Origin of the sequence: Rhizobium sp. CG4 (assembly GCF_023701965.1) — a bacterium.
Classification (GTDB): domain Bacteria; phylum Pseudomonadota; class Alphaproteobacteria; order Rhizobiales; family Rhizobiaceae; genus Agrobacterium.
The window spans coordinates 673124-694389 of record NZ_JABAEG010000001.1 but is presented as its reverse complement, the minus strand read 5'-3'; the positions used below and the strand labels follow the sequence as shown (position 1 = coordinate 694389).

Sequence of the window (21266 nt, the reverse complement as noted above, 5' to 3'; positions counted from 1 at the left end):
TAGTGATGATGGGGCTGGACAGGTAAACAACAATACCCATCCAAAAGGAACTGGGAGTAACATAATGAAGAAGTCTCTTCTTTCCGCAGTAGCGCTGACTGCAATGGTCGCGTTCAGCGGCTCTGCCTGGGCTGATATTCTCATCGCCGTTGGTGGCCCGCTGACTGGCCCGAACGCAGCGTTCGGTGCACAGCTCCAGAAGGGTGCCGAGCAAGCGGCAGCAGACATTAATGCTGCTGGCGGTATCAACGGCGAACAGATCAAGATCGTCCTGGGTGACGACGTGTCCGACCCCAAGCAGGGCATCTCCGTTGCCAACAAATTCGTTGCTGACGGCGTGAAGTTTGTTGTTGGTCACTTCAACTCGGGCGTTTCGATCCCGGCTTCCGAAGTGTACGCAGAAAACGGCATTCTCGAAGTGACACCCGCTGCAACCAACCCGGTTTTCACCGAACGTGGCCTGTGGAACACCTTCCGTACTTGCGGTCGTGACGACCAGCAGGGCGGCATTGCCGGCAAGTATCTTGCTGACCACTTCAAGGATGCAAAGATCGCCATCATTCACGACAAGACCCCATATGGTCAGGGCCTTGCCGACGAAACCAAAAAGGCTGCAAACGCTGCCGGTGTGACTGAAGCCATGTACGAAGGCGTTAACGTCGGCGACAAGGACTTCTCCGCACTGATCGCAAAGATGAAGGAAGCTGGCGTTTCCATCATCTATTGGGGCGGCCTGCACACAGAAGCTGGTCTGATCATCCGTCAGGCTGCTGACCAGGGTCTGAAGGCAACGCTCATTTCCGGTGACGGTATCGTGTCCAACGAACTGGCCTCGATTGCTGGTGACGCTGTTGAAGGCACGCTCAACACATTCGGTCCTGATCCAACCCTGCGTCCTGAAAACAAGGAACTGGTAGAGAAGTTCAAGGCTGCCGGCTTCAACCCTGAAGCTTACACTCTGTACTCCTACGCTGCGCTCCAGACGATTGCTGAAGCTGCCAAGGCTGCCGGTTCGACCGACGCTGAAGCTGTTGCCGAAGCAATGAAGAAGGGTACGTTCAAGACCGTTCTTGGCGATATCTCCTTCGACGAAAAGGGCGATCCAAAGCTTCCTGGTTACGTTATGTACGAGTGGAAGAAGGGTCCGGACGGCAAGTTCAGCTACTTCCAGCAGGGCAGCTAAGTTTCTGCTAATTGATCCAAGAAGCCCGGCAGAGATGCCGGGCTTTTTTTCTTTTTTGAGGGCACGGCATAGCAGCTGTTTTCTGACTTTCCCGCGCACCAGATTGTTTTTGCCACAAAGGCGACATTGTCGTTGCAATGAATGTGGAGGGTACAACTACCGGGAGAGATTCGATGGTGATGCGGCGACTTTTGACAGTCGGTTTGGTCGTGCTTGGGCTGGGAGGCGGTCTGCTTGGCCTTTACACCCTCGGCAATTCTCGCACGACACAATTATTTGGCGAGATTTTTGCCCGGGTCGAAACCAGCAAGCCCCTCGTTGCCCTGACATTTGATGATGGTCCTACCGTTCGTTTCACACAGGATGTGCTGGACATGCTGAAAGAGCATGATGCTCCGGCAACGTTTTTCCTGACTGGTAAGGAGATGCAGGAAAACCCGGCGCAGACGCGGGCGATTGTCGAGGCGGGGCATCAGGTGGGCAATCACTCCTACTCGCATGCCCGCATGTTACTGACAGGGCCTGCCACCGTTGCCGACGAAATTGAGCGGACTGATGCCGCTATCCGTGCCGCCGGCTATCAGGGCGAGATCGATTTTCGCCCACCCTATGGCAAAAAGCTGGTGACCTTGCCGTGGTATATGTCGCAGAATAATCGCAAGACAATCACCTGGGACATAGAGCCGGAAAGTTATCCTGACATTGCGGGCAATGCTGATGCTATGGCTGCGCATGTGCTTGAAAAAGCGCAGAATGGATCGATCATTTTGCTGCATGTGATGTATCGCAGCGGAGAGGCAAGCCGTGCAGCCGTACCGAAGATTGTCCAGGGTCTGAGACAGCGCGGGTTTGAATTCGTGACCGTTTCACAGCTACTCGCCAGCCGTTCTGAGGAGGCACCGTAGACTTAGGAGGGCTCAGCCGTTGTTATGGATGACCTGCGTCGCTTTCACAGCCGCTGATGCGCGGTTTTCAACGCCAAGCTTCACATAGATCTGCTCCAGATGTTTGTTCACCGTGCGTGCAGAAAGGCCGAGAATATCGCCGATGTCGCGATTGGATTTACCCTTGGCAATCCACAGTAGCACTTCGGATTCCCGCAATGTCAGGCCGAAATGTTGTCGCAGCAAGGCATCGGCCGGTTTGTCATTGGTTGCCATCAGGCGGAACAGATATTCGTCAGCCCCCATTGCTCCCAAGAAGGTAAGCTGCAGGATCGCCTGCCCATTGTTGGAAATGCTTAAGGCTGCATCCCGCATATGTTGGGCGCGATCGGGAGAGCCAAGCCAGGTGGCAATTTCGGTGGAGACAATTTCCAATCCGGCGTCACTGCCCGTCGCTGCGTTGATCAGCCGTGTCGCCTGCGGTGTTGACCAGTGGATTGCACCATTGGCCCGCACCGCCAACAGATGGCGTCCGGCGGCATCCAGTGCCACACGGGCACTTTGCGCTGAGCGGGCATTGGACAAGTGAACACGAATGCGGGCGCGCAATTCGTCGATATTGATTGGCTTGGTCAGATAGTCGACGCCGCCGGAACCCAATGCGTGCACCACATGTTCGGTCTCCGTCAGGCCGGTCATGAAGATAACCGGCACCTGTGCGACCGAGGCATTGGCCTTAAGACGACGGCAGGTCTCAAAACCGTCCATCGAGGGCATGATCGCATCCAGCAGAATGATATCTGGGGTGATGCGTTCGATAATGTTCAGGGCCGCTTGACCGGAAGTGGCAATCAGGACGGAGAAACCGGATTGCTCCAGTGCCTCTGTCAGAAAGCCCAGGGCCTCCGGGCTGTCATCCACCAGCAGCACGATATCGCGCGGGTTCATCGGCTCAGTCATCCGTGCCCGTCCTTTTGTCTTCGAATTTCTTGATAAAGGCCGCGTAACCCGTGAGGTCGAATGCGCGTACGAAGTTGCGGGCTTGTGCCGTGAACGGCAGGTTTTCCTGGCTGCGGTCAAGATCATCCAGCTTGGCTTCGATGCCGCGGATATAACCAATTTCCCCAAGGCGCAACAAATCCTGCAGATGAACGGAAGCCGGTGCCTTCAACGGGGCTGGCGGAGCTGTCGAAACGATGACCATGGAAAGGTCTTTTTCATACACCCAGTGCAGGCCCAGATGCACGGCAAGGCGGTCACAGAGCTTGCGAATGTCGACCGGTTTGGCAATGGCATCATTATGGCCATCGGTACCCGCTCCAATAATGGCCGTGTCCCCAATATTGGCTGACAACATGATGATTGGGGCGGTCTGGCCGGCATCGCGCAACTTGGCGACCAGTTGCCAGCCGTTCATACCAGGCATGGAAATGTCTATGAGGAATGCATCCGGACTTAACCCTTCGATGAGGGTCAGGCAGTCCGGACCACTCTGGGCAGTTAGCACCACAAAATCGAGCGGGGATAGGACTTCCTGCATCAGGTCACGGTGGTCCTCATTATCATCCACCACCATGATGGTGCGACGAGGCCCGGCGTAGGACACGATCTTCTTTTCAGGGGCCGGTGCCGTGCTCGGGCGGTCGATGGCCGACAACATAAGACGCACGCGGAATGTCGAACCTACATCCTTTTCGCTGGTGGCGGAAATCTCGCCGCCAAGCGTGTTGGTCAACAGCTGGGTGATGGTGAGACCGAGACCAAGACCTGGCATGGGTTTGATGTTATCCGCTTCGCCGCGTTGGAACGGTTCGTAGATGCGGGCCAAATCCTTTGGGGAAATACCGCGTCCACTGTCCGTCACGGTGAAGGTGGCGACCTGGCTGCGATAGGCGACCTCGAAGGTCACGCTGCCTGCATCGGTGAACTTTATGGCATTGGACAGAAGGTTGACGAGAATCTGGCGCAGGCGTTTTTCATCGTTTCGCACATATTGCGGCAGTGACTTTGCCCTGATGTGATGAAATGTCAGCCCCTTGGCCTGAGCCTGCGGGCGAAACATATCAACGATTTGATCCAGAAAATCCTGGATATTGATTTCGTTGGAATAGACCTGCAGTCGGCCAGCCTCAATCTTGGAAATATCCAGCAGGCCGTCAATCAGACCGGACAAGTGGTCTGCTGAACGTTTGATGACCTTGATGGCAGATTGGCGCGGCGCCGGGATGGTTTCATCCCGTTCGAGAATTTGTGCGTAACCCAGCACGGCATTGAGCGGCGTGCGCAGTTCATGACTGAGGCCAACCACATACCGACTTTTAGCGCGGTTTGCCGCCTCAGCGGTTTCCTTGGCGGTCTGCAGCGCGGCATCTGTTTTGCGGTGGGCGGCAATTTCCTTAAGCAGCAACGTGTTTTGGCGCGATGATTCTTCTTCCGCGACTACGCGGCTGTCGTGGGCAAGGACCAGAAACCAGCAGACGATGCCCGCAATGACCGCGAAAACAAAAAATACGATAAGAATGGTGCGGTTCACGACATCAGCGGTTTCCGGCGATGCTGTGGCGACCTGATGGGCGATCAACGCAAGAATGCCGCCAAGGGCTGCGATTGCCAATGCTGCTGACATGCCATAACGGCCAAGGCGTGTGGCAAGTTTGGCCACCAGTTCATTGGGCAGGAAGGACTTGGCGACCGTCGCTACCTGATAATTGAGCTTTGCCTTGGGTTTGCACATGTCATGACAACGGCTATCCAGCGAACAGCAGAGCGAACAGATAGGCGCTGCATAGGCAGGGCACCACGCCATGTCCTCCGGCTCAAATGGGTGCTCGCAGATAGAACAGGTAATGCTGCTTTCTTCATGCCATTTCTGGCGCGGCTTACGAGCGAGATAAAACTTTCCCTTTGTTCCCCACGCAATTAGCGGGGAGGCGATGAAAGCAACCACCAGCGTGATGTAGGGTGCAAGTGAAGCGGCCACCGAGCCGAACAGGCCAAAATGGGCAGCAAGTGCAATGGTTGCGGACAGCATCATGCTGCCGACACCAACCGGGTTGATGTCGTAGAGGTGGGCGCGCTTGAACTCGATACCGGGTGGGGCAAGGCCAAGTGGCTTGTTAACGAACAAGTCGGCCGAGATCGTGCATAGCCACGCCATTGCAACAATGGAAAAGATGCCGAGCGTTTCTTCCAGCAACTTGTAAATGCCGAGTTCCATCAGCAGCAGGGCGATGGCAACGTTAAACACCAGCCACACAACGCGACCGGGATGGCTGTGGGTAAGACGTGAGAAGAAATTCGACCATGCGAGCGATCCCGCATAGGCGTTCATGACATTGATCTTGAGCTGCGACACCACCACGAAAGCCACCATCAACAGCATGGCAGCATTTTCGTTCGGGATCATGTAGCCGAAGGCGGTGAGGTACATCTGCGACGGGTCTGCCGCCTTGTCGACCGGAACGCCTGACGTCAGGGTCAGAACAACAAGGAAGGAACCGGCCAGCAGTTTTGGCACCCCCACCACGACCCAGCCGGCACCTGCCAGAAAAACAGCGATGCGATGGCGCAATTTGCTTTGGCCCTCGGCGGGCAGGAAGCGCAAAAAATCGACCTGTTCGCCGATCTGGGACATCAATGCCAGAATGACGGCGGAGGCGGCACCGAATTCAACGAGATTGAACCGCGCAAACTCTCCAACTGGTGCCGGTGTGTGGTGGATGCCGGAAAAGGCCAGCCAAAGATCGAATTTGTCCCAGTCCAGAAAAGCAATGAAGATAAACGGCAATATGTTCAGGATGATCCAGAATGGCTGGGTCATGATCTGGAACTTGCTGATCAACCGCACACCGTGGGTCACGAGCGGTATGACCATGACGGCCGAAATGATATAGCCGATCCATAATGGAATGCCGAGTGCCAGTTCCAGCGCACCGGACATGATGGATGCCTCGATGGCAAACAGCATAAAGGTGAAGGCGGCATAGATCAGCGAGGTTATCGTCGAGCCGATATAGCCAAAGCTTGCACCTCGGGTCAGAAGGTCAATATCGACACCGTGGCGGATGGCATAACGGCTGATCGGCAGGCCGACGGCCAACATGGCGACAGCCGCGACTATAGTGGCAAAAAACGCATTGGTCGTGCCATAGGACAGGGTGATCGCACCGCCGATGGCTTCGAGAGCCAGGAACGAGATGGCGCCGATGGCGGTATGGGAAATTCGGTTTGATGAAAATTGCCGGGCGCTTTTTGCGGTAAAGCGCAGCGCGTAATCTTCCAGCGTCTGGTTGGCGACCCAACGGTTATATTCACGTCTGACGGGAATGATGCGTTGGCGTGCGGCCATGCCGGATTTCATAGCCTCCGAAACTGTTATCAGAGTTTGTGGTCGTTGCGTTTGTCTGCAACGCAGTCTGTCTGTGCAGACACAAAAATGGCGTCGTCCGGATCGAACGACGCCATCATTTTTATATTAGGCCGCAGCCGACTTTGCAGTCGGTACTTCTGCGATCGTCTTCAAAACGACAGACGCGATCTGGTAAGGGCAACCCTGCGAGTTCGGGCGGCGGTCTTCCAGGTAACCACGGTAACCGTTGTTGACGAAGGAGTGTGGAACGCGGATCGACGCGCCACGATCAGCAATACCGTAGGAGAACTTGTTCCATGGCGCTGTTTCGTGCTTGCCGGTCAGACGCAGGTGGTTGTCTGGGCCGTATACGTCGATATGCTCCTGCCAGTTCTTGGAGAACGCAGCCATGAGGGCTTCGAAATATTCCTTGCCGCCAACTTCGCGCATGAACTTGGTGGAGAAGTTGCAGTGCATGCCCGAACCGTTCCAGTCGGTGTCGCCGAGCGGCTTGCAATGGAATTCGACGTCGATGCCGTACTTTTCGCAAAGGCGCAGAAGCAGATAACGAGCGATCCAGATCTGGTCAGCGGCCTTCTTGGAGCCCTTGCCGAATACCTGGAATTCCCACTGACCCTTGGCCACTTCGGCGTTGATGCCTTCGTGGTTGATGCCTGCTTCGAGGCAGAGGTCGAGGTGTTCTTCAACGATTTCGCGGGCGATGGAACCAACATTCTTGTAGCCAACGCCAGTGTAGTATGGGCCCTGCGGAGCTGGGTAACCCTGCTCAGGGAAGCCGAGTGGGCGGCCGTCTTCGTAGAAGAAATATTCCTGCTCGAAGCCGAACCATGCATCTTCGTCGTCGAGGATGGTAGCGCGGCTGTTGGATGCGTGTGGCGTAACGCCATCTGGCATCATGACTTCGCACATGACGAGCGCGCCGTTGGTACGGGCTGGATCAGGATAAATGGCAACTGGCTTCAGAACGCAATCCGAGCTGTGGCCTTCGGCCTGCTGGGTGGAGGAGCCGTCAAAGCCCCAAAGCGGAAGCTGCTCGAGTGTCGGGAATTCGTCGAATTCCTTGACCTGCGTTTTGCCACGCAGGTTTGCTACCGGCTTGTAACCATCGAGCCAGATGTACTCGAGTTTAAACTTAGTCATTGCGAACCTCTCATAGGTAATAATGCGAAGCCTTGATATCCCCTGACCTGTTCAGGCCGCAGGGAAACCGCTTTCGCTTTCAAGGGCTGCCTATATACAAGCACGCGGCGTGCCAGTTTGAATTTGGATGGCGGAACGGCTGCAAAATTCTTTTGGGAGAGTGGATTCGTGTGCGGTGGAACGACTGTTTAAGCTGTTCGTTTAACCGAAGCGACAAATCGTAATTCCCTGCAAATATGAAGTTTTTATAAAGGGAAGGGCGCTATGATGACGCTTCGGACTGGAAATTTGCCGATAGAGGCGCTTTTTGCGCCAGGAATGACCGATTTTAGGTCGTTAGCTGCATAAAGACTACTCTTTCACGTCTTTGATTTTTTGAATGCCTATTTTTTAATCTTTTTGATTTTTTTTTAATCGATACGGTGAAATTTCGTTCCTGATGCGCTATATTAGGGTGAAGCAAGATGCTGAGGTGTTTTTAACGAAGAGAGAATATCATGAGAAATGAACCGCAAATGGAAAGTGCCAGAATTTATCAGTTTCCCGTTGGTGGTCGTGCAGGCTACAACCGCTTCCGCAAGGACGCGTCTGTGCACCCTGAACCTCATGCCGCTCCCCTGCCTCAGGTCGACTTCGACAGCTGGTATCACCAGGAAGCCATCCTTGAGACGTCTACAGATCCAAAACCGCAAAACTAAGTTCCACCACTAGGTTCTTTGTAAACGAATAGTGCTCCGATCTTCCGCGCCGCTTCTTGCGGCCTTCTTGATGGCTGAGTTTTCTGCCTTCCTGTTTCGCCACCCTGCATACGTCAATTGACGTATACGGTTTTGCGGATGTGCGTTTGATAGTTCCCCACGGCGGCAGTCAAAAAGGCTGCTGGTGCCTTTTAAGGCAAACCATAAGAGGGGTTCGATCAGATGACATTCAGAACAAAGGTTACAGGCGCGCTGCTGGGCGCAATCCTGTCCACCACCGCCTTCCACGGCGCGTTTGCTGCCGACGACACAATCAAGGTTGGCGTTCTTCACTCCCTTTCCGGCACTATGGCGATCTCCGAGACGACGCTGAAGGATGCCATGTTGATGCTCATTGAAGAGCAGAACAAGAAGGGTGGCGTTCTCGGCAAAAAACTCGAAGCTGTTGTTGTCGATCCGGCCTCCGACTGGCCGCTGTTTGCCGAAAAGGCACGTCAGCTGATCAGCCAGGACAAGGTTGCCGCCGTGTTCGGTTGCTGGACATCGTCTTCGCGCAAATCCGTTCTGCCGGTGTTTGAAGAGCTGAACTCCATCCTGTTCTACCCGGTCCAGTATGAGGGCGAAGAATCCTCGCGTAACATTTTCTATACCGGTGCCGCACCAAACCAGCAGGCTATTCCGGCCGTTGATTATCTCGCCAGCACCGAAGGCGTTGAGCGCTGGGTTCTGGCTGGTACTGACTATGTCTATCCGCAGACCACCAACAAGATCCTCAAGGCCTATCTTGAATCCAAGGGCGTGAAGTCTGAAGACATCATGGTCAACTACACGCCATTTGGTCACTCCGACTGGCAGACCATCGTTTCCGACATCAAGAAGTTCGGTTCGGCTGGCAAAAAGACCGCCGTTGTTTCCACCATCAATGGCGATGCCAACGTACCGTTCTACAAGGAGCTGGCAAACCAGGGCGTCAAGGCTGAAGACATCCCGGTCGTTGCCTTCTCGGTTGGTGAAGAAGAGTTGGCCGGTCTCGACACCGGACCACTGGTTGGCCACCTTGCAGCCTGGAACTACTTCCAGTCCGTCGATTCCGAAGTCAATGCAGAGTTCATCAAGACCTGGCACGCCTTTACCAAAAATGACAAGCGCGTCACCAACGACCCGATGGAAGCGGCCTATATCGGCTTCAGTGCATGGGTAAAGGCTGTTGAGGCCGCTGGCACGACCGAGACGGATGCCGTTCTCGACTCGATCATTGGTGTATCGGTTCCAAACCTCTCCGGCGGTTACTCCACCGTCATGCCGAACCACCACATTACCAAGCCGGTGCTGATTGGCGAAATCCAGGCCGATGGCCAGTTCGATATCGTTCAGCAGACCCCACAGGTGGTTGGCGACGAGTGGTCCGATTACCTGCCTGACAGCAAGGACCTGATCTCGGATTGGCGCAAGCCAATGGAGTGCGGCAACTTCAACGTGGCCTCGGGCAAGTGCGGCGGCAAAGGCAGCTGATAAACGAAAAATGCGGATGCCGATCAACGTGAAGTTGGTCGGCACCAAGCGCCTAAGCCGGGTGAGGCCCGCTGATGACGTCTAAGGGGAAAGCCCCTGAGGCATGAAGGAAAGCTCCTTCACTCCAGAATTCGTCTGCCAGTTTTCGCAACTGATGTGCAGGCTTCCAAGGGGGACTTGGGACTATGGTATTTCGTCTATTGGCCGTGATCGGCCTGCTGTTCAGTCTGGCGTCGACTTCAATGGCGCAAAGTGATCCAAAGGCGCTGTTCGATGCGCTTGGCACAGCTGACTTCAAGCAGGCAGAGGTCCTGATCGGGCAGATTGCAGCGACTGGGGATCCACGTGTCGTTCCTGCTCTCGAGGCATTTGCATCCGGCGACCTCTATGTGCGCAAAGCAGATAATCTGGTTTTCATGGCAACGGCTGCTGGCTCCAGTTTTGCGCTGATCGACCCGATGTCGGGTGAGGCGGCTGGAGAAGTGCCAAAAGCGGCCGTGACGAAGATCAAGGTCAACAACAATCTGCGCCGGGTTATCCGTTCCGCTTTGGGCGGTTTGACACTGTTGAGCCCGGAAAAATCTGTTCGCCTGTCCGCGGCAGATGCGGTGCTCAAGGCACCCAGTGCCGAAAATCTCGATTTGCTGGATGCTGCTCTTGCCAAGGAAACGGACGCAGAAGTGCGTGGCCGCATGGAAGAGGCGCGGGCTGTATCCCTTTTGTCGTCAGACCGTTCGGTGGACGAGAAAAAAGCGGCAATTGAAACCATCAGCAAGATTGGCGGGCGCGATGCGATCAGCATTCTGATGGCAGCCTCATCTTCTGTCGATACCAGCCTGAAGGCTGATATCGATAGCGCGATTTCAAACATTGAAAGCTCGCTTGCTGTCTGGGACGGCGTGCAAAATGTCTGGTACGGCCTGTCGCTTGGTTCCGTGCTGCTGCTGGCCGCCATTGGCCTTGCCATCACCTTCGGTGTGATGGGCATCATCAACATGGCGCATGGCGAAATGGTGATGATTGGTGCCTATTCCACCTTCATGGTGCAGGAGGTTATCCGCAGCAATTACCCTGGTTTGTTTGACTGGTCTCTGGCAATTGCACTGCCAGTGGCTTTTCTGGTGACTGGCTTTGTCGGACTGGTCATGGAGCGGAGTGTCATCCGCTTCCTGTATGGCCGTCCACTTGAAACCCTGCTTGCCACATGGGGCATCTCGCTTGTGCTGCAACAGGCGGTTCGGACGATTTTTGGGCCGACCAACCGTGAGGTTGGCAATCCGAGCTGGATGTCCGGTTCGTTCAGTGTCGGTTATCTGAACTTTACCTGGAATCGCGTCTGGATCGTTGCTTTTTCTCTCTCGGTTTTCTTTGCGCTGCTGCTGCTTTTGAAACGGTCATCCTTCGGCCTGCAAATGCGGGCAGTCACCCAGAACCGCCGCATGGCCTCGTCAATGGGTATCAGAACGCCCTGGGTTGATGCCTTTACCTTTGCGCTTGGCTCTGGTGTGGCCGGTCTTGCCGGCGTCGCCCTTTCACAGATCGACAACGTGTCACCCAACCTTGGCCAGAGCTACATCATCGATAGTTTCATGGTGGTGGTGTTTGGTGGTGTGGGTAACCTGTGGGGAACGCTTGTCGGGGCGCTGTCGCTTGGCGTGCTCAACAAGTTCCTGGAGCCGACGGTCGGCGCTGTTCTCGGCAAAATCCTCGTACTCGTGCTCATAATCCTGTTCATTCAGAAGCGGCCGCGTGGTCTCTTCGCACTCAAGGGAAGGGCCATCGAAGCATGATTACCGGCTTCCTTCTTCGGGCGCTTGATCGCCACATCACCATTGCTCTTGCCATTCTTCTGGCGGTTGCCCTGCTCATCCCGGCATCAAACCTTTTGCTGCCTGCCGATAACCCGCTGCATGTGCCGACCTATATCATGTCGATGCTCGGCAAATATCTGGCCTATGCCTTGCTGGCATTGGCTCTTGACCTTGTGTGGGGTTACTGCGGCATTCTTTCGCTGGGGCATGCTGCGTTCTTTGCGCTGGGTGGTTATGCCATGGGCATGTACCTGATGCGCCAGATCGGCACTCGGGGTGTCTACGGTCACCCCGTTTTGCCTGACTTCATGGTGTTCCTGAACTGGAAAGAATTGCCGTGGTTCTGGCAGGGCTTTGACATGTTCTGGTTTGCCATGCTGATGGTGCTGGTAGTGCCGGGTGTTCTGGCCTTCGTGTTCGGCTGGTTTGCCTTTCGCTCCCGCGTCAACGGCGTTTATCTATCGATCATCACCCAGGCGATGACCTACGCGCTGCTGCTGGCCTTTTTCCGCAACGACATGGGTTTTGGCGGCAATAATGGCCTGACGGATTTCAAGGATATTCTCGGTTTCTCCGTGCAGGCCGATGGCACACGTGCCGTTCTGTTTGCCATGACGGCCATCATGTTGGCGCTCAGCCTTTTGATCGCCTCGGCTATCGTCAATTCCAAATTCGGCAAGGTGCTGGTTGGGGTGCGCGATGCCGAAAGCCGCGTGCGTTTCCTCGGCTTCCGGGTCGAAAACATCAAGCTTTTCACCTTTGTTGTCTCAGCCATGATGGCAGGCATTGCCGGTGCTCTGTTCGTGCCGCAGGTCGGTATCATCAACCCCGGTGAGTTCTCGCCTGCCAACTCGATTGAAGTGGTGGTGTGGACGGCGGTCGGCGGTCGCGGCACCCTTATTGGTCCGATTATCGGTGCCGTGCTGGTCAATGGCGGTAAGAGCTATTTCACCGGTGCTTTCCCTGAATTGTGGCTGTTTGCATTGGGCGGGCTTTTTATTGCCGTCACGCTGTTTTTCCCCAAGGGCATTGTTGGCACCATCCAGCAGGTCATAGGCAACCGCCGGGACAGGCGTAATGCCTTGGCAAACACCAAAAAGGCAGCTGCGGTTGAGGTGAACACGGCAACACCTGCGCAGCAGGCGGCGGAGTGATATCCATGAATATGATTGCTGAAAACAGATCGAAAAGCTTGCTTTATCTTGATGGTGTGTCGGTGTCGTTTGACGGTTTCAAGGCGCTGAACTCCCTGTCCTTCGTCGTGGAGCCGGGGGAACTTCGTGCCATCATCGGCCCTAACGGTGCCGGTAAAACGACGATGATGGATATCATCACTGGCAAGACGCGACCTGACACCGGCAAGGTGCTGTTCGAGGATAGCGTCGACCTCACCAAAAAAGATGAAGCGGATATTGCCCAGCTTGGCATCGGTCGCAAATTCCAGAAACCGACCGTATTTGAAAGCCACACGGTGTGGGACAATCTGGAACTGGCGCTGAACCGCAAGCGCGGGGTTTTTGCCACGCTTTTTTACCGGCTGACCGAAGAAGACAAGGCCCGCATCGAGGAAATTCTTGGCACTGTGCGTCTTGGTCATCGTCGCAATGATCTGGCAGCCAACCTTTCGCACGGCCAGAAGCAGTGGCTGGAGATCGGCATGTTGCTGGCCCAGGAACCGAAACTTCTTCTGGTCGACGAACCGGTGGCTGGCATGACGGATGCCGAAACCGCCGAAACGGCTGTGCTGTTAAAGGAAATCGCCAAGACACGTTCCGTGGTGGTGGTGGAACATGACATGGGCTTTATCCGTGAACTGGGTGTGAAGGTGACCTGCCTTGCCGAAGGTTCGGTGCTGGCAGAGGGATCCATCGATTTTGTGTCGAGCGATCCGAAGGTGATCGAGAATTATCTGGGGCGATGACATGCTGAGCGTTAACAACATTAATCTTCACTACGGCGCAGCGCAGGCCTTGCGTGGCATTTCGCTGAATGCGGAGATGGGCAAGATTACCTGTGTTCTTGGACGTAATGGTGTTGGTAAAAGCTCGTTGTTGCGGGCCGTTACCGGTCAGCATCCTTTAAGTGCCGGCACCATAAGCTTTGGTGGTGAAAGCCTCAACGGCCTCGCCCCTTATCAGCGCGCCAAGCGTGGGGTTGGTTATGTGCCGCAGGGACGTGAAATCTTTCCGTTGTTGAGTGTGCAGGAAAATCTGGAAAGCGGTTATGCGCCGCTGCCACGCAAGGATCGTTTTATTCCGGATGATATTTTCAGCTTGTTTCCGGTGCTGCAATCCATGCTGTCGCGCCGTGGCGGTGATTTGTCCGGTGGGCAGCAGCAGCAGTTGGCAATTGGCCGGGCATTGGTAACGCGGCCGAAAATTCTGGTGCTGGATGAGCCGACTGAGGGCATTCAGCCATCAATCATCAAGGATATTGGGCGGGCGATCAAATATTTGCGAGATTCCACAGGAATGGCTATTCTGCTGGTGGAGCAATATCTGGATTTCTGCCGTGAGCTTGCCGACTATGTCTACATCATGGATCGCGGTGAGATCGTTCATCAAGGGGCGGCTGAAACGCTGGATAGTCAGGAGGCGCGTCGCCATTTGACAGTGTAATCAACCTGTTTTCGTTCACGGACATGTAAAGCCGCTATAATAAAGTGAAGTCCTATGCGTTGTTGCATGGCATTTATGCATTGTTTTAGCATTTCATCGAATAACGAGTTGTGGTATCTGGCGCAACATTGACGCATGCAGGACACATGAAGAGCCTTAAAGCATGCGGCTTCCGTCGATCCCTTACATTCCACGTGTCTCTGCCGTATGGTTGGGAACTTGTGCCAATAAAGGCGTGCCGATGAAACTTGATAATGCTAGCCGGATCGTCCGGTTTGTTTTGCCCCTTCGGACCATCACCGCAAGCTTTTTCGCGCTTACAGCCATGAGTGCCGCCGCATCTGCATCGATGTGCGGTCAACCTGTCGAGCCAGGCCGTCACCAGTTTTCCGTGGTGTCGGGTACTGATCAACGCTCGGCTGTTTATTTTGTTCCATCATCTTATGATGGACAGAAAAAATTGCCTGTGGTGTTTGATTTCCATGGCAGCAACAGCAATGCCATTGGCCAGATGAACCGCAGTGGTTGGGACAGGGTCGCGGAACGTGACGGCTTTATCACAGTTGCGCTGCAGGGCAGTCTGTCCGGCGAAATGACCGGAACGAATGCCTGGAATGTACCAGGTGTGACCACCCGCGAAGGCGGGTTGGATGAGGTCAGCTACATCCGCGCGGCGATCAAGACCGTTTCCGAAAAACTGTGTGTCGATGAACAGCGCATCTATGCCTCCGGTTATTCCGGTGGTGGCCGCATGCTGTCGCAATATCTGTGCAACGGTAACGAGGACTTTGCAGCAGCCGGTTTTGTCGCCTCGCTTCGTGCCGGTTATCCGGTCGAAAAAGATGGTTCATGGATGCCTGACGGTGCGACTTGCACACCAGCACGTCCTATCTCCATTATTGCCTTTGCCGGTACGAAGGATCCTGCCAACCCTTATCAAGGTGGTGGTAAAGCCTACTGGCGTTATAGCGGTGAAACCGCGCTGAAGCGTTGGGCGGAATTGGATGGGTGCAAGGGCGCCGTCAAAAGCCGTACTGCCGGTCGTGTGACATTCAATACCTATGATGTCTGCAAATCCGGTTCACGTGTCTATTCTTACGTGATTGACGGTTGGGACCATGCATGGCCGCGCAGCCCGGTAAAAGCCGAGGTTATTCAAGCCTCTGCCGACGGCAAGCGTAAAGCTGTGGCTGAGGTATCGCGACAGGTTGATGCGGCTGACACGATGTGGGATTTCTTCCAGAACACAGAAGGCCAGCTGGTGGTTGATGCTGCGGTCAAGAAAAGCGATTGCGTCTTGCAGGCAGTGCCAGCTTCGGCTTCGGCAAAAACTTCGGAGACGACGTGCATTCAGACCAGCAACTCGGGGAGCATACCCGCCATCAAAGCCGTCAGCAAAGAGCGCGTGGTAGAGGACGCCTTGTAACCAAGGCGCCGCAGGGCAAGACCCGGCTCGAAACATTGTTTCAGGAAGGCTGTGCAAAGATCCGCCTTCCTGATACGTTTTCCAATGAGATGGAAGCCATTCTCATCAATTCCTCCGGTGGGTTGACCGGTGGCGATGAACTTGAGTGGAGCGCCGTTGCAGGTGCTGGCTCCCGACTGACTGTCACCACGCAAGCCTGCGAAAAAATCTACAAAGCGTCGTTTGGTACTGCTGCCGTCACTGCAAAGGTTACGGCTGAAGCTGGTTCTGTGTTGCATTGGCTGCCACAGGAAACCATTCTTTTCGACAATGCCTCCCTCAGCCGCAGGTTGGAGGCAGATATTGATCCCTCCGCAGAATTTCTGGCCGTCGAAGCCGTTTTGCTAGGCCGCAAGGCCATGGGTGAAATGATGCGTGGCGGGCTGTTTCGTGACCGTTGGCGCATTCGCCATGGCGGCAAACTCATCCATGCCGAAGAACTGTTGCTGGATGGCGAGATCGAAGAACTGGCAGGATCGGCTTCCGTACTGAACGGGCAGGTGGCCTTTGCTACGCTGTTGTATATCGGGCCTCTGGCAGAGGCGATGTTGCCGAAGGTGCGCGAAGCGCTGGGCGATCATGGTGGTGCAAGCGAGTGGCAAGGCAAGCTTGTGGTGCGTGTGGCCGCGGAAGACGGATTTGCGTTGAGAAAAATACTGGTGCCGGTCATTTCGCACTTGCGTAATGGCGCGCCAGTGCCGAAAGTCTGGAATCTATAAGAACAAGAGTGGGACGATAATGAACCTTAGCCCGAGAGAGAAAGACAAGCTGCTTATTTCCATGGCGGCCATGGTTGCACGCCGTCGTCTGGAGCGCGGTGTGAAGCTGAACTATCCTGAAGCAATCGCGATCATCACGGATTTTGTCGTGGAAGGCGCGCGCGACGGTCGCGCTGTTGCCGAGCTCATGGAAGCTGGCGCGCATGTCATTACCCGTGCCCAGGTCATGGAAGGCATTGCCGAAATGATCCATGACGTTCAGGTGGAAGCGACCTTTCCAGATGGCACAAAGCTGGTGACGGTTCACGAACCAATCCGCTGACGCTTATCAAGGGGAACACCATGACGCTGGAACTGAGACCCAATTGTGAGTGCTGCGACAAGGACTTGCCTCCGGCAAGCCTTGAGGCTGTGATCTGCTCTTTCGAATGCACCTATTGCAGCGATTGCGCTGAAGGCACTCTTGGAGGAAAATGCCCGAATTGCGGCGGCGAACTCGTGCGCAGGCCGGTAAGACCGGCTGGAAAGCTGGTGAACAATCCGCCCTCCACGGTTCGCGTACTTAAGGCGGAAGGCTGTAGTTCTCTAACAAGTGCATAGGCCGAAAATATAAGGAGGATCAAATGATCCCAGGGGAAATTATATCAGCCGAAGGCTCCATCGAACTCAATGCGGGTCTGGAGACGATTACTCTCAAGGTTTCCAACACCGGTGATCGTCCGGTACAGGTTGGCAGCCACTATCACTTCGCAGAAACCAATGCCGGACTTGCCTTCGAGCGAGACCGCGCCTTTGGCATGCGCCTTGATATTCCGGCAGGAACGGCCGTGCGCTTTGAGCCGGGGCAGACCCGTGAAGTGACGCTGGTGCCGCTTTCCGGCAAACGTGAGGTCTATGGTTTTCGTCAGCAGGTCATGGGGAGGCTTTGATATGGCAACGCAACATTATCACGGAAGTTGCCAGTGCGGCGCAGTCAGTTTTGAGGCAGATGCCGATCTCGATCAGACGGTGGTGTGTAACTGCTCCCGCTGTAAACGGCTGGGATCGGTACTGACATTTGTGCCAAAGGATCATTTTAAACTGGTCTCGGGCGAAAAGAGCCTCAGCGAATATCTGTTCAACAAGCACAAGATCAATCACCTGTTCTGCGCAACCTGCGGCATTGAAAGCTTTGCTTATGCCGATGCACCTGATGGTACGCCGATGGTCGCCGTCAACGCCAATTGCCTCGACGGCGTGGATGCCAGGGCGCTGTCGCCCAAAGCCTATGACGGCGCGTCACGATGACAGGACGGATGATTTATAGCGGAATAGCAGCACTTATCATCAGTGCTGCTTCCGCAACAGCGGCGTTAGCGCAGAGTGAACCTGACATCGACTGTGATTCGCCGATGACGCAGGCAGAGATGAACATCTGCGCGTCGCGAGATTACGAGACAGCGGACGCGGAACTAAACACGCAATATCAGAGCGTGCGTAAGGTTCTGGCGGAGCGAGACAGTTCTGCGGGTGAAGATGGTGCAGGTGCGGTCAAGGCATTGTTGGCAGCGCAGCGAGCATGGATTGCATACCGTGATGCCAATTGCGAAGCGGTTGGCTTTCAGGCGCGCGGCGGCTCCATGGAACCGTTGCTGGTGTCGTCATGTCTTGCCGATATGAGCCGTAAGCGGACGGAAGAATTACGTTCCCTCTCGGAAGGATTTTAACCGCGATGGGGCAAAAAATCGTGGTTGTCGGCAATGGCGACATACCTGACGGTGCAAATGCACTGATTGATGTTGCGGATCTGGTGATCCGTTTCAACGATTGCCGTTCGTTCGGTCGTGGTGGCGTCAAAACTGATATCGTTGCCGTGTGTAATACCGGACGGCCGGGAAAGTCGATGAGTGAAGAGCCGCAATGGCGCTCACTACAGCCGGTCCAGGCGGCGTCAACCATCTGGTCGGTACGCGATCCCGCTAAATTTCTGGACATGCGTTCCGGTTTGAAGGTTTCCAATCCGGAGCTGGATGATTTCTGTGACGACTATAGTGATGCCTTTGCTGTGATCGCTTCAGACAACGGAAAACAGCACCAGATCATTTCGCGTGACATCCATGAGCGTGCGGACGGATTTTTGGCCGCATATTCGCCAGAACCCTATATTTGCCCGAGCAGTGGTTTGATTGCCATTTTCCAGGTGCTGGACATGGCGGCTAAAGATCAGGGCCAGGTTTTTATTACCGGCTTTGGCCATCAGGGGTGGGCAGGGCATCCGTTTCAGGCTGAAAAACAATTGGTCGATACCTTCGCAAGCGAAGGTAAACTTGTAAGAATTTCAATAGAATAGCTTTTCTCCGCTTTTCAGGGAGCATGATCTAATGGCTTATAAAATTTCCCGTGCAGCCTATGCCAGCATGTTTGGTCCAACGGTGGGCGACAAGGTGCGTCTCGCGGACACCGAACTGTTTATCGAAATCGAAAAAGACCACACCACCTATGGTGAAGAGGTCAAGTTCGGTGGCGGCAAGGTTATTCGTGACGGTATGGGGCAAAGCCAAGTGACGCGCGCCAATGGTGCGGTTGATACGGTTATCACCAATGCTGTCATCGTTGACCACTCGGGTATCGTAAAGGCTGATATCGGCCTCAAAGACGGACGTATTGTTGCCATCGGCAAAGCCGGAAACCCGGACACACAGCCGGGTGTCAACATTATCGTTGGACCGGGCACGGAAGCGATTGCTGGCGAGGGCAAGATTGTTACCGCTGGCGGTATGGACAGCCATATTCACTTCATTTGCCCGCAGCAGATCGAAGAAGCGCTAATGAGTGGCATAACCTGCATGTTGGGTGGCGGCACAGGCCCGGCCCACGGCACGCTGGCGACGACCTGCACGCCGGGGCCATGGCACATTGCCCGCATGATCGAGGCCGCAGATGCCTTCCCGATGAACCTTGCCTTTGCCGGCAAGGGTAATGCCTCGCTGCCCGGCGCACTCGAAGAAATGGTGCTTGGCGGCGCCACATCGCTCAAGCTGCACGAAGACTGGGGAACAACACCCGGCGCTATTGATTGCTGCCTGTCAGTTGCGGATGAATATGACGTTCAGGTGATGATCCATACGGATACGCTAAACGAAAGTGGCTTTGTCGAAGACACGGTCGGATCGATCAAGGGCCGCACCATCCATGCATTTCACACCGAAGGTGCCGGCGGTGGTCACGCGCCTGACATCATCAAGATTTGCGGTCAGATGAACGTTATTCCGTCGTCCACCAATCCGACGCGGCCCTATACGGTCAATACGCTGGCCGAACATCTGGATATGTTGATGGTCTGCCACCATCTGTCGCCATCCATCCCCGAGGATATTGCCTTTGCGGAAAGCCGCATTCGCAAGGAGACAATCGCTGCGGAAGACATCCTGCACGATATCGGTGCGTTTTCGATCATTTCGTCCGATAGTCAGGCGATGGGGCGCGTGGGTGAAGTGGCGATCCGAACCTGGCAGACGGCAGACAAGATGAAACGTCAGCGTGGCCGTTTGCCGGAAGAAAACGGTAATAACGACAATTTCCGTGTGCGTCGTTACGTTGCCAAATACACCATCAATCCTGCCATCGCACATGGCGTCAGCCATGAAATCGGCTCGATCGCGGTTGGCAAACGTGCGGATCTGGTGATCTGGAACCCGGCCTTCTTTGGTATCAAACCGGATATGGTTGTGATGGGCGGAATGATTGTTGCAGCGCCGATGGGGGATCCAAACGCTTCTATTCCGACACCGCAACCGGTTCACTACCGTCCGATGTTCGGGGCTTACGGCAAGGCACGTACCAATTCTTCGGTGACCTTTGTGTCGCAGGCCTCTCTCGATGCAGGGTTGGCGCAGCGTCTGGGTGTTGCAAAGAACCTTGTTGCGGTCAAAAACACCCGTGGCGGCATCTCGAAGAAATCGATGATCCTCAATGATCTGACACCGCATATCGAGGTCGACCCTGAAACATACGAAGTGCGTGCCGATGGGGAACTGTTGACCTGCGAACCGGCAACCGTTCTGCCTATGGCGCAACGTTACTTCCTGTTTTAAGAAAGCGCCTCGGAAACCGCGTAATTGTGCATGGCTGCTGTGCAGAGGGATATTTCCTGCTGCATTGAACGCCGTTTTACGCTATCTCGAAACACGAATTAAAGGCGGGCATTGTTCCCAAGCTTTGTCGCGCCATCGACAGGAGAAAATCATGCTAGGTAAAAAAGTTCCCGCAGTTACATTCCGCACGCGCATTCGCGACGAAGCTGTTGGCGGTCCAAACCCATTCCGTTGGCAGGACGTAACATCCGACGATTACTTTGCAGGCAAGAAGGTTGTTCTTTTTTCCCTGCCAGGTGCTTTCACGCCAACATGCTCGACCTACCAGCTGCCAGATTTTGAAAAGCTGACACCAGAATTCCGCGCGCTGGGCGTCGATGAAATCTATTGCCTGTCGGTCAATGACGCGTTCGTCATGAACGCGTGGGCAAAGAGCCAGAACCTCGAAAACGTCAAGGTTATCCCTGACGGTTCGGGCGAGTTCACCCGCAAGATGGGCATGCTTGTTGCCAAGGACAATCTCGGTTTCGGCATGCGTTCATGGCGTTATGCTGCCGTCGTTAATGACGGTGTTGTCGAGCAGTGGTTCGAAGAAGAAGGCTATTCCGACAATTGCGAAAGCGATCCATACGGCCTGTCTTCTCCACAGAGCATTCTTGAGCATCTGCAGGCTCGCAAGGTCGCCTGAGACCCACGTCAAATTTGGATTTGAATGCAAAGGCCCGGAAGCAATTCCGGGCCTTTTTTGCAAACGATGTATGACTTTAAAGTGTTAATGGTTATCCGTAGCAACT

21 protein-coding genes are annotated in these 21266 nt (G+C 54.8%); 18 read left to right on the top strand and 3 right to left on the bottom strand.

All coding sequences use genetic code 11. From position 1 onward, the window contains the following. Window positions 1-64 precede the first annotated feature (64 nt). Entirely contained in the window at window positions 65-1183 is a 1119-nt protein-coding gene (locus HGO37_RS03295) for a branched-chain amino acid ABC transporter substrate-binding protein (RefSeq protein ID WP_250982110.1), read from the top strand. A 173-nt stretch (window positions 1184-1356) separates the two neighbouring features. After that, complete coding sequence (locus HGO37_RS03290; RefSeq protein ID WP_250982109.1) at window positions 1357-2088, top strand: polysaccharide deacetylase family protein; 732 nt, start codon at window positions 1357-1359, stop codon at window positions 2086-2088. Between the two features lie 12 nt (window positions 2089-2100). Here HGO37_RS03290 and HGO37_RS03285 read toward each other — a convergent pair whose 3' ends face one another. The 3 genes from HGO37_RS03285 to HGO37_RS03275 all read right to left on the bottom strand — a co-directional run bounded on the left by HGO37_RS03285 (window position 2101) and on the right by HGO37_RS03275 (window position 7576). Beyond that, window positions 2101-3027, bottom strand: a complete 927-nt coding sequence (locus HGO37_RS03285; protein ID WP_250982108.1) for a response regulator transcription factor — start codon at window positions 3025-3027, stop codon at window positions 2101-2103. Then, window positions 3020-6415, bottom strand: coding sequence for a hybrid sensor histidine kinase/response regulator (locus HGO37_RS03280; protein WP_250982107.1), 3396 nt, complete (start codon window positions 6413-6415; stop codon window positions 3020-3022). The genes HGO37_RS03285 and HGO37_RS03280 overlap by 8 nt, the downstream gene beginning before the upstream one ends. Before the next feature lie 126 nt (window positions 6416-6541). Continuing rightward, a complete protein-coding gene (locus HGO37_RS03275) occupies window positions 6542-7576 on the bottom strand; it encodes a glutamine synthetase beta-grasp domain-containing protein (RefSeq protein ID WP_192488234.1) in 1035 nt (344 codons plus the stop codon). A 497-nt stretch (window positions 7577-8073) separates the two neighbouring features. On the opposite strand from HGO37_RS03275, the gene HGO37_RS03270 reads away from it, so the two are divergent. The 16 genes from HGO37_RS03270 to HGO37_RS03195 all read left to right on the top strand — a co-directional run bounded on the left by HGO37_RS03270 (window position 8074) and on the right by HGO37_RS03195 (window position 21160). Continuing rightward, on the top strand, window positions 8074-8274 hold the full coding sequence (locus HGO37_RS03270) for a DUF2735 domain-containing protein (protein WP_250982106.1): 201 nt from the start codon (window positions 8074-8076) through the stop codon (window positions 8272-8274). Between the two features lie 222 nt (window positions 8275-8496). Then, entirely contained in the window at window positions 8497-9786 is a 1290-nt protein-coding gene (gene urtA / locus HGO37_RS03265) for an urea ABC transporter substrate-binding protein (RefSeq protein ID WP_250982105.1), read from the top strand. Window positions 9787-9971: 185 nt separating this feature from the next. Then, on the top strand, window positions 9972-11576 hold the full coding sequence (gene urtB, locus HGO37_RS03260) for an urea ABC transporter permease subunit UrtB (protein ID WP_250982104.1): 1605 nt from the start codon (window positions 9972-9974) through the stop codon (window positions 11574-11576). Then, window positions 11573-12751, top strand: a complete 1179-nt coding sequence (urtC, locus tag HGO37_RS03255) for an urea ABC transporter permease subunit UrtC (protein ID WP_250982103.1) — start codon at window positions 11573-11575, stop codon at window positions 12749-12751. Before urtB ends, urtC begins: the two co-directional genes overlap by 4 nt. Window positions 12752-12756: 5 nt before the next feature. Continuing rightward, entirely contained in the window at window positions 12757-13518 is a 762-nt protein-coding gene (gene urtD / locus HGO37_RS03250) for an urea ABC transporter ATP-binding protein UrtD (protein WP_409515546.1), read from the top strand. Between the two features lies 1 nt (window position 13519). Then, on the top strand, window positions 13520-14215 hold the full coding sequence (gene urtE, locus HGO37_RS03245; RefSeq protein WP_192488239.1) for an urea ABC transporter ATP-binding subunit UrtE: 696 nt from the start codon (window positions 13520-13522) through the stop codon (window positions 14213-14215). Between the two features lie 241 nt (window positions 14216-14456). Beyond that, window positions 14457-15641: a CE1 family esterase gene (locus HGO37_RS03240; protein ID WP_502941370.1), complete on the top strand. Its 1185-nt coding sequence runs from the start codon at window positions 14457-14459 to the stop codon at window positions 15639-15641. Continuing rightward, entirely contained in the window at window positions 15560-16399 is an 840-nt protein-coding gene (locus HGO37_RS03235) for an urease accessory protein UreD (RefSeq protein ID WP_352230539.1), read from the top strand. The genes HGO37_RS03240 and HGO37_RS03235 overlap by 82 nt, the downstream gene beginning before the upstream one ends. Before the next feature lie 19 nt (window positions 16400-16418). Further along, complete coding sequence (locus HGO37_RS03230; RefSeq protein ID WP_250982102.1) at window positions 16419-16721, top strand: urease subunit gamma; 303 nt, start codon at window positions 16419-16421, stop codon at window positions 16719-16721. A gap of 20 nt (window positions 16722-16741) precedes the next feature. Further along, window positions 16742-16999: a DUF1272 domain-containing protein gene (locus HGO37_RS03225; RefSeq protein ID WP_250982101.1), complete on the top strand. Its 258-nt coding sequence runs from the start codon at window positions 16742-16744 to the stop codon at window positions 16997-16999. A gap of 23 nt (window positions 17000-17022) precedes the next feature. Beyond that, the gene (locus tag HGO37_RS03220; RefSeq protein WP_192488243.1) at window positions 17023-17328 is read left to right on the top strand and encodes an urease subunit beta; all 306 of its coding nucleotides are present in this window, start codon (window positions 17023-17025) and stop codon (window positions 17326-17328) included. Between the two features lies 1 nt (window position 17329). After that, window positions 17330-17686 carry a GFA family protein gene (locus HGO37_RS03215; protein WP_250982100.1) on the top strand — a complete coding sequence of 119 codons (357 nt, stop codon included), beginning with the start codon at window positions 17330-17332 and terminating at the stop codon, window positions 17684-17686. Window positions 17687-17694: 8 nt separating this feature from the next. Then, window positions 17695-18105 (top strand): lysozyme inhibitor LprI family protein, encoded by a 411-nt coding sequence (locus HGO37_RS03210; protein ID WP_250982099.1) that lies wholly within the window; start codon window positions 17695-17697, stop codon window positions 18103-18105. A gap of 5 nt (window positions 18106-18110) precedes the next feature. Then, a complete protein-coding gene (locus tag HGO37_RS03205) occupies window positions 18111-18728 on the top strand; it encodes a Urease operon accessory protein (protein ID WP_250982098.1) in 618 nt (205 codons plus the stop codon). A gap of 31 nt (window positions 18729-18759) precedes the next feature. Continuing rightward, a complete protein-coding gene (gene ureC, locus HGO37_RS03200) occupies window positions 18760-20472 on the top strand; it encodes an urease subunit alpha (RefSeq protein ID WP_250982097.1) in 1713 nt (570 codons plus the stop codon). A gap of 151 nt (window positions 20473-20623) precedes the next feature. Then, a complete protein-coding gene (locus HGO37_RS03195; RefSeq protein ID WP_192488248.1) occupies window positions 20624-21160 on the top strand; it encodes a peroxiredoxin in 537 nt (178 codons plus the stop codon). The last annotated feature ends 106 nt before the right edge of the window (window positions 21161-21266 follow it).

Bases quoted from the DNA above. Each gene is read 5' to 3' on its own strand.
- HGO37_RS03295 (WP_250982110.1), top strand. From the start codon at position 65: ATGAAGAAGTCTCTTCTTTCCGCAGTAGCGCTGACTGCAATGGTCGCG.
- HGO37_RS03290 (WP_250982109.1), top strand. From the start codon at position 1,357: ATGGTGATGCGGCGACTTTTGACAGTCGGTTTGGTCGTGCTTGGGCTG.
- HGO37_RS03285 (WP_250982108.1), bottom strand. From the start codon at position 3,027: ATGACTGAGCCGATGAACCCGCGCGATATCGTGCTGCTGGTGGATGAC.
- HGO37_RS03280 (WP_250982107.1), bottom strand. From the start codon at position 6,415: ATGGCCGCACGCCAACGCATCATTCCCGTCAGACGTGAATATAACCGT.
- HGO37_RS03275 (WP_192488234.1), bottom strand. From the start codon at position 7,576: ATGACTAAGTTTAAACTCGAGTACATCTGGCTCGATGGTTACAAGCCG.
- HGO37_RS03270 (WP_250982106.1), top strand. From the start codon at position 8,074: ATGAGAAATGAACCGCAAATGGAAAGTGCCAGAATTTATCAGTTTCCC.
- urtA (WP_250982105.1), top strand. From the start codon at position 8,497: ATGACATTCAGAACAAAGGTTACAGGCGCGCTGCTGGGCGCAATCCTG.
- urtB (WP_250982104.1), top strand. From the start codon at position 9,972: ATGGTATTTCGTCTATTGGCCGTGATCGGCCTGCTGTTCAGTCTGGCG.
- urtC (WP_250982103.1), top strand. From the start codon at position 11,573: ATGATTACCGGCTTCCTTCTTCGGGCGCTTGATCGCCACATCACCATT.
- urtD (WP_409515546.1), top strand. From the start codon at position 12,757: ATGAATATGATTGCTGAAAACAGATCGAAAAGCTTGCTTTATCTTGAT.
- urtE (WP_192488239.1), top strand. From the start codon at position 13,520: ATGCTGAGCGTTAACAACATTAATCTTCACTACGGCGCAGCGCAGGCC.
- HGO37_RS03240 (WP_502941370.1), top strand. From the start codon at position 14,457: ATGAAACTTGATAATGCTAGCCGGATCGTCCGGTTTGTTTTGCCCCTT.
- HGO37_RS03230 (WP_250982102.1), top strand. From the start codon at position 16,419: ATGAACCTTAGCCCGAGAGAGAAAGACAAGCTGCTTATTTCCATGGCG.
- HGO37_RS03225 (WP_250982101.1), top strand. From the start codon at position 16,742: ATGACGCTGGAACTGAGACCCAATTGTGAGTGCTGCGACAAGGACTTG.
- HGO37_RS03220 (WP_192488243.1), top strand. From the start codon at position 17,023: ATGATCCCAGGGGAAATTATATCAGCCGAAGGCTCCATCGAACTCAAT.
- HGO37_RS03215 (WP_250982100.1), top strand. From the start codon at position 17,330: ATGGCAACGCAACATTATCACGGAAGTTGCCAGTGCGGCGCAGTCAGT.
- HGO37_RS03210 (WP_250982099.1), top strand. From the start codon at position 17,695: ATGATTTATAGCGGAATAGCAGCACTTATCATCAGTGCTGCTTCCGCA.
- HGO37_RS03205 (WP_250982098.1), top strand. From the start codon at position 18,111: ATGGGGCAAAAAATCGTGGTTGTCGGCAATGGCGACATACCTGACGGT.
- ureC (WP_250982097.1), top strand. From the start codon at position 18,760: ATGGCTTATAAAATTTCCCGTGCAGCCTATGCCAGCATGTTTGGTCCA.
- HGO37_RS03195 (WP_192488248.1), top strand. From the start codon at position 20,624: ATGCTAGGTAAAAAAGTTCCCGCAGTTACATTCCGCACGCGCATTCGC.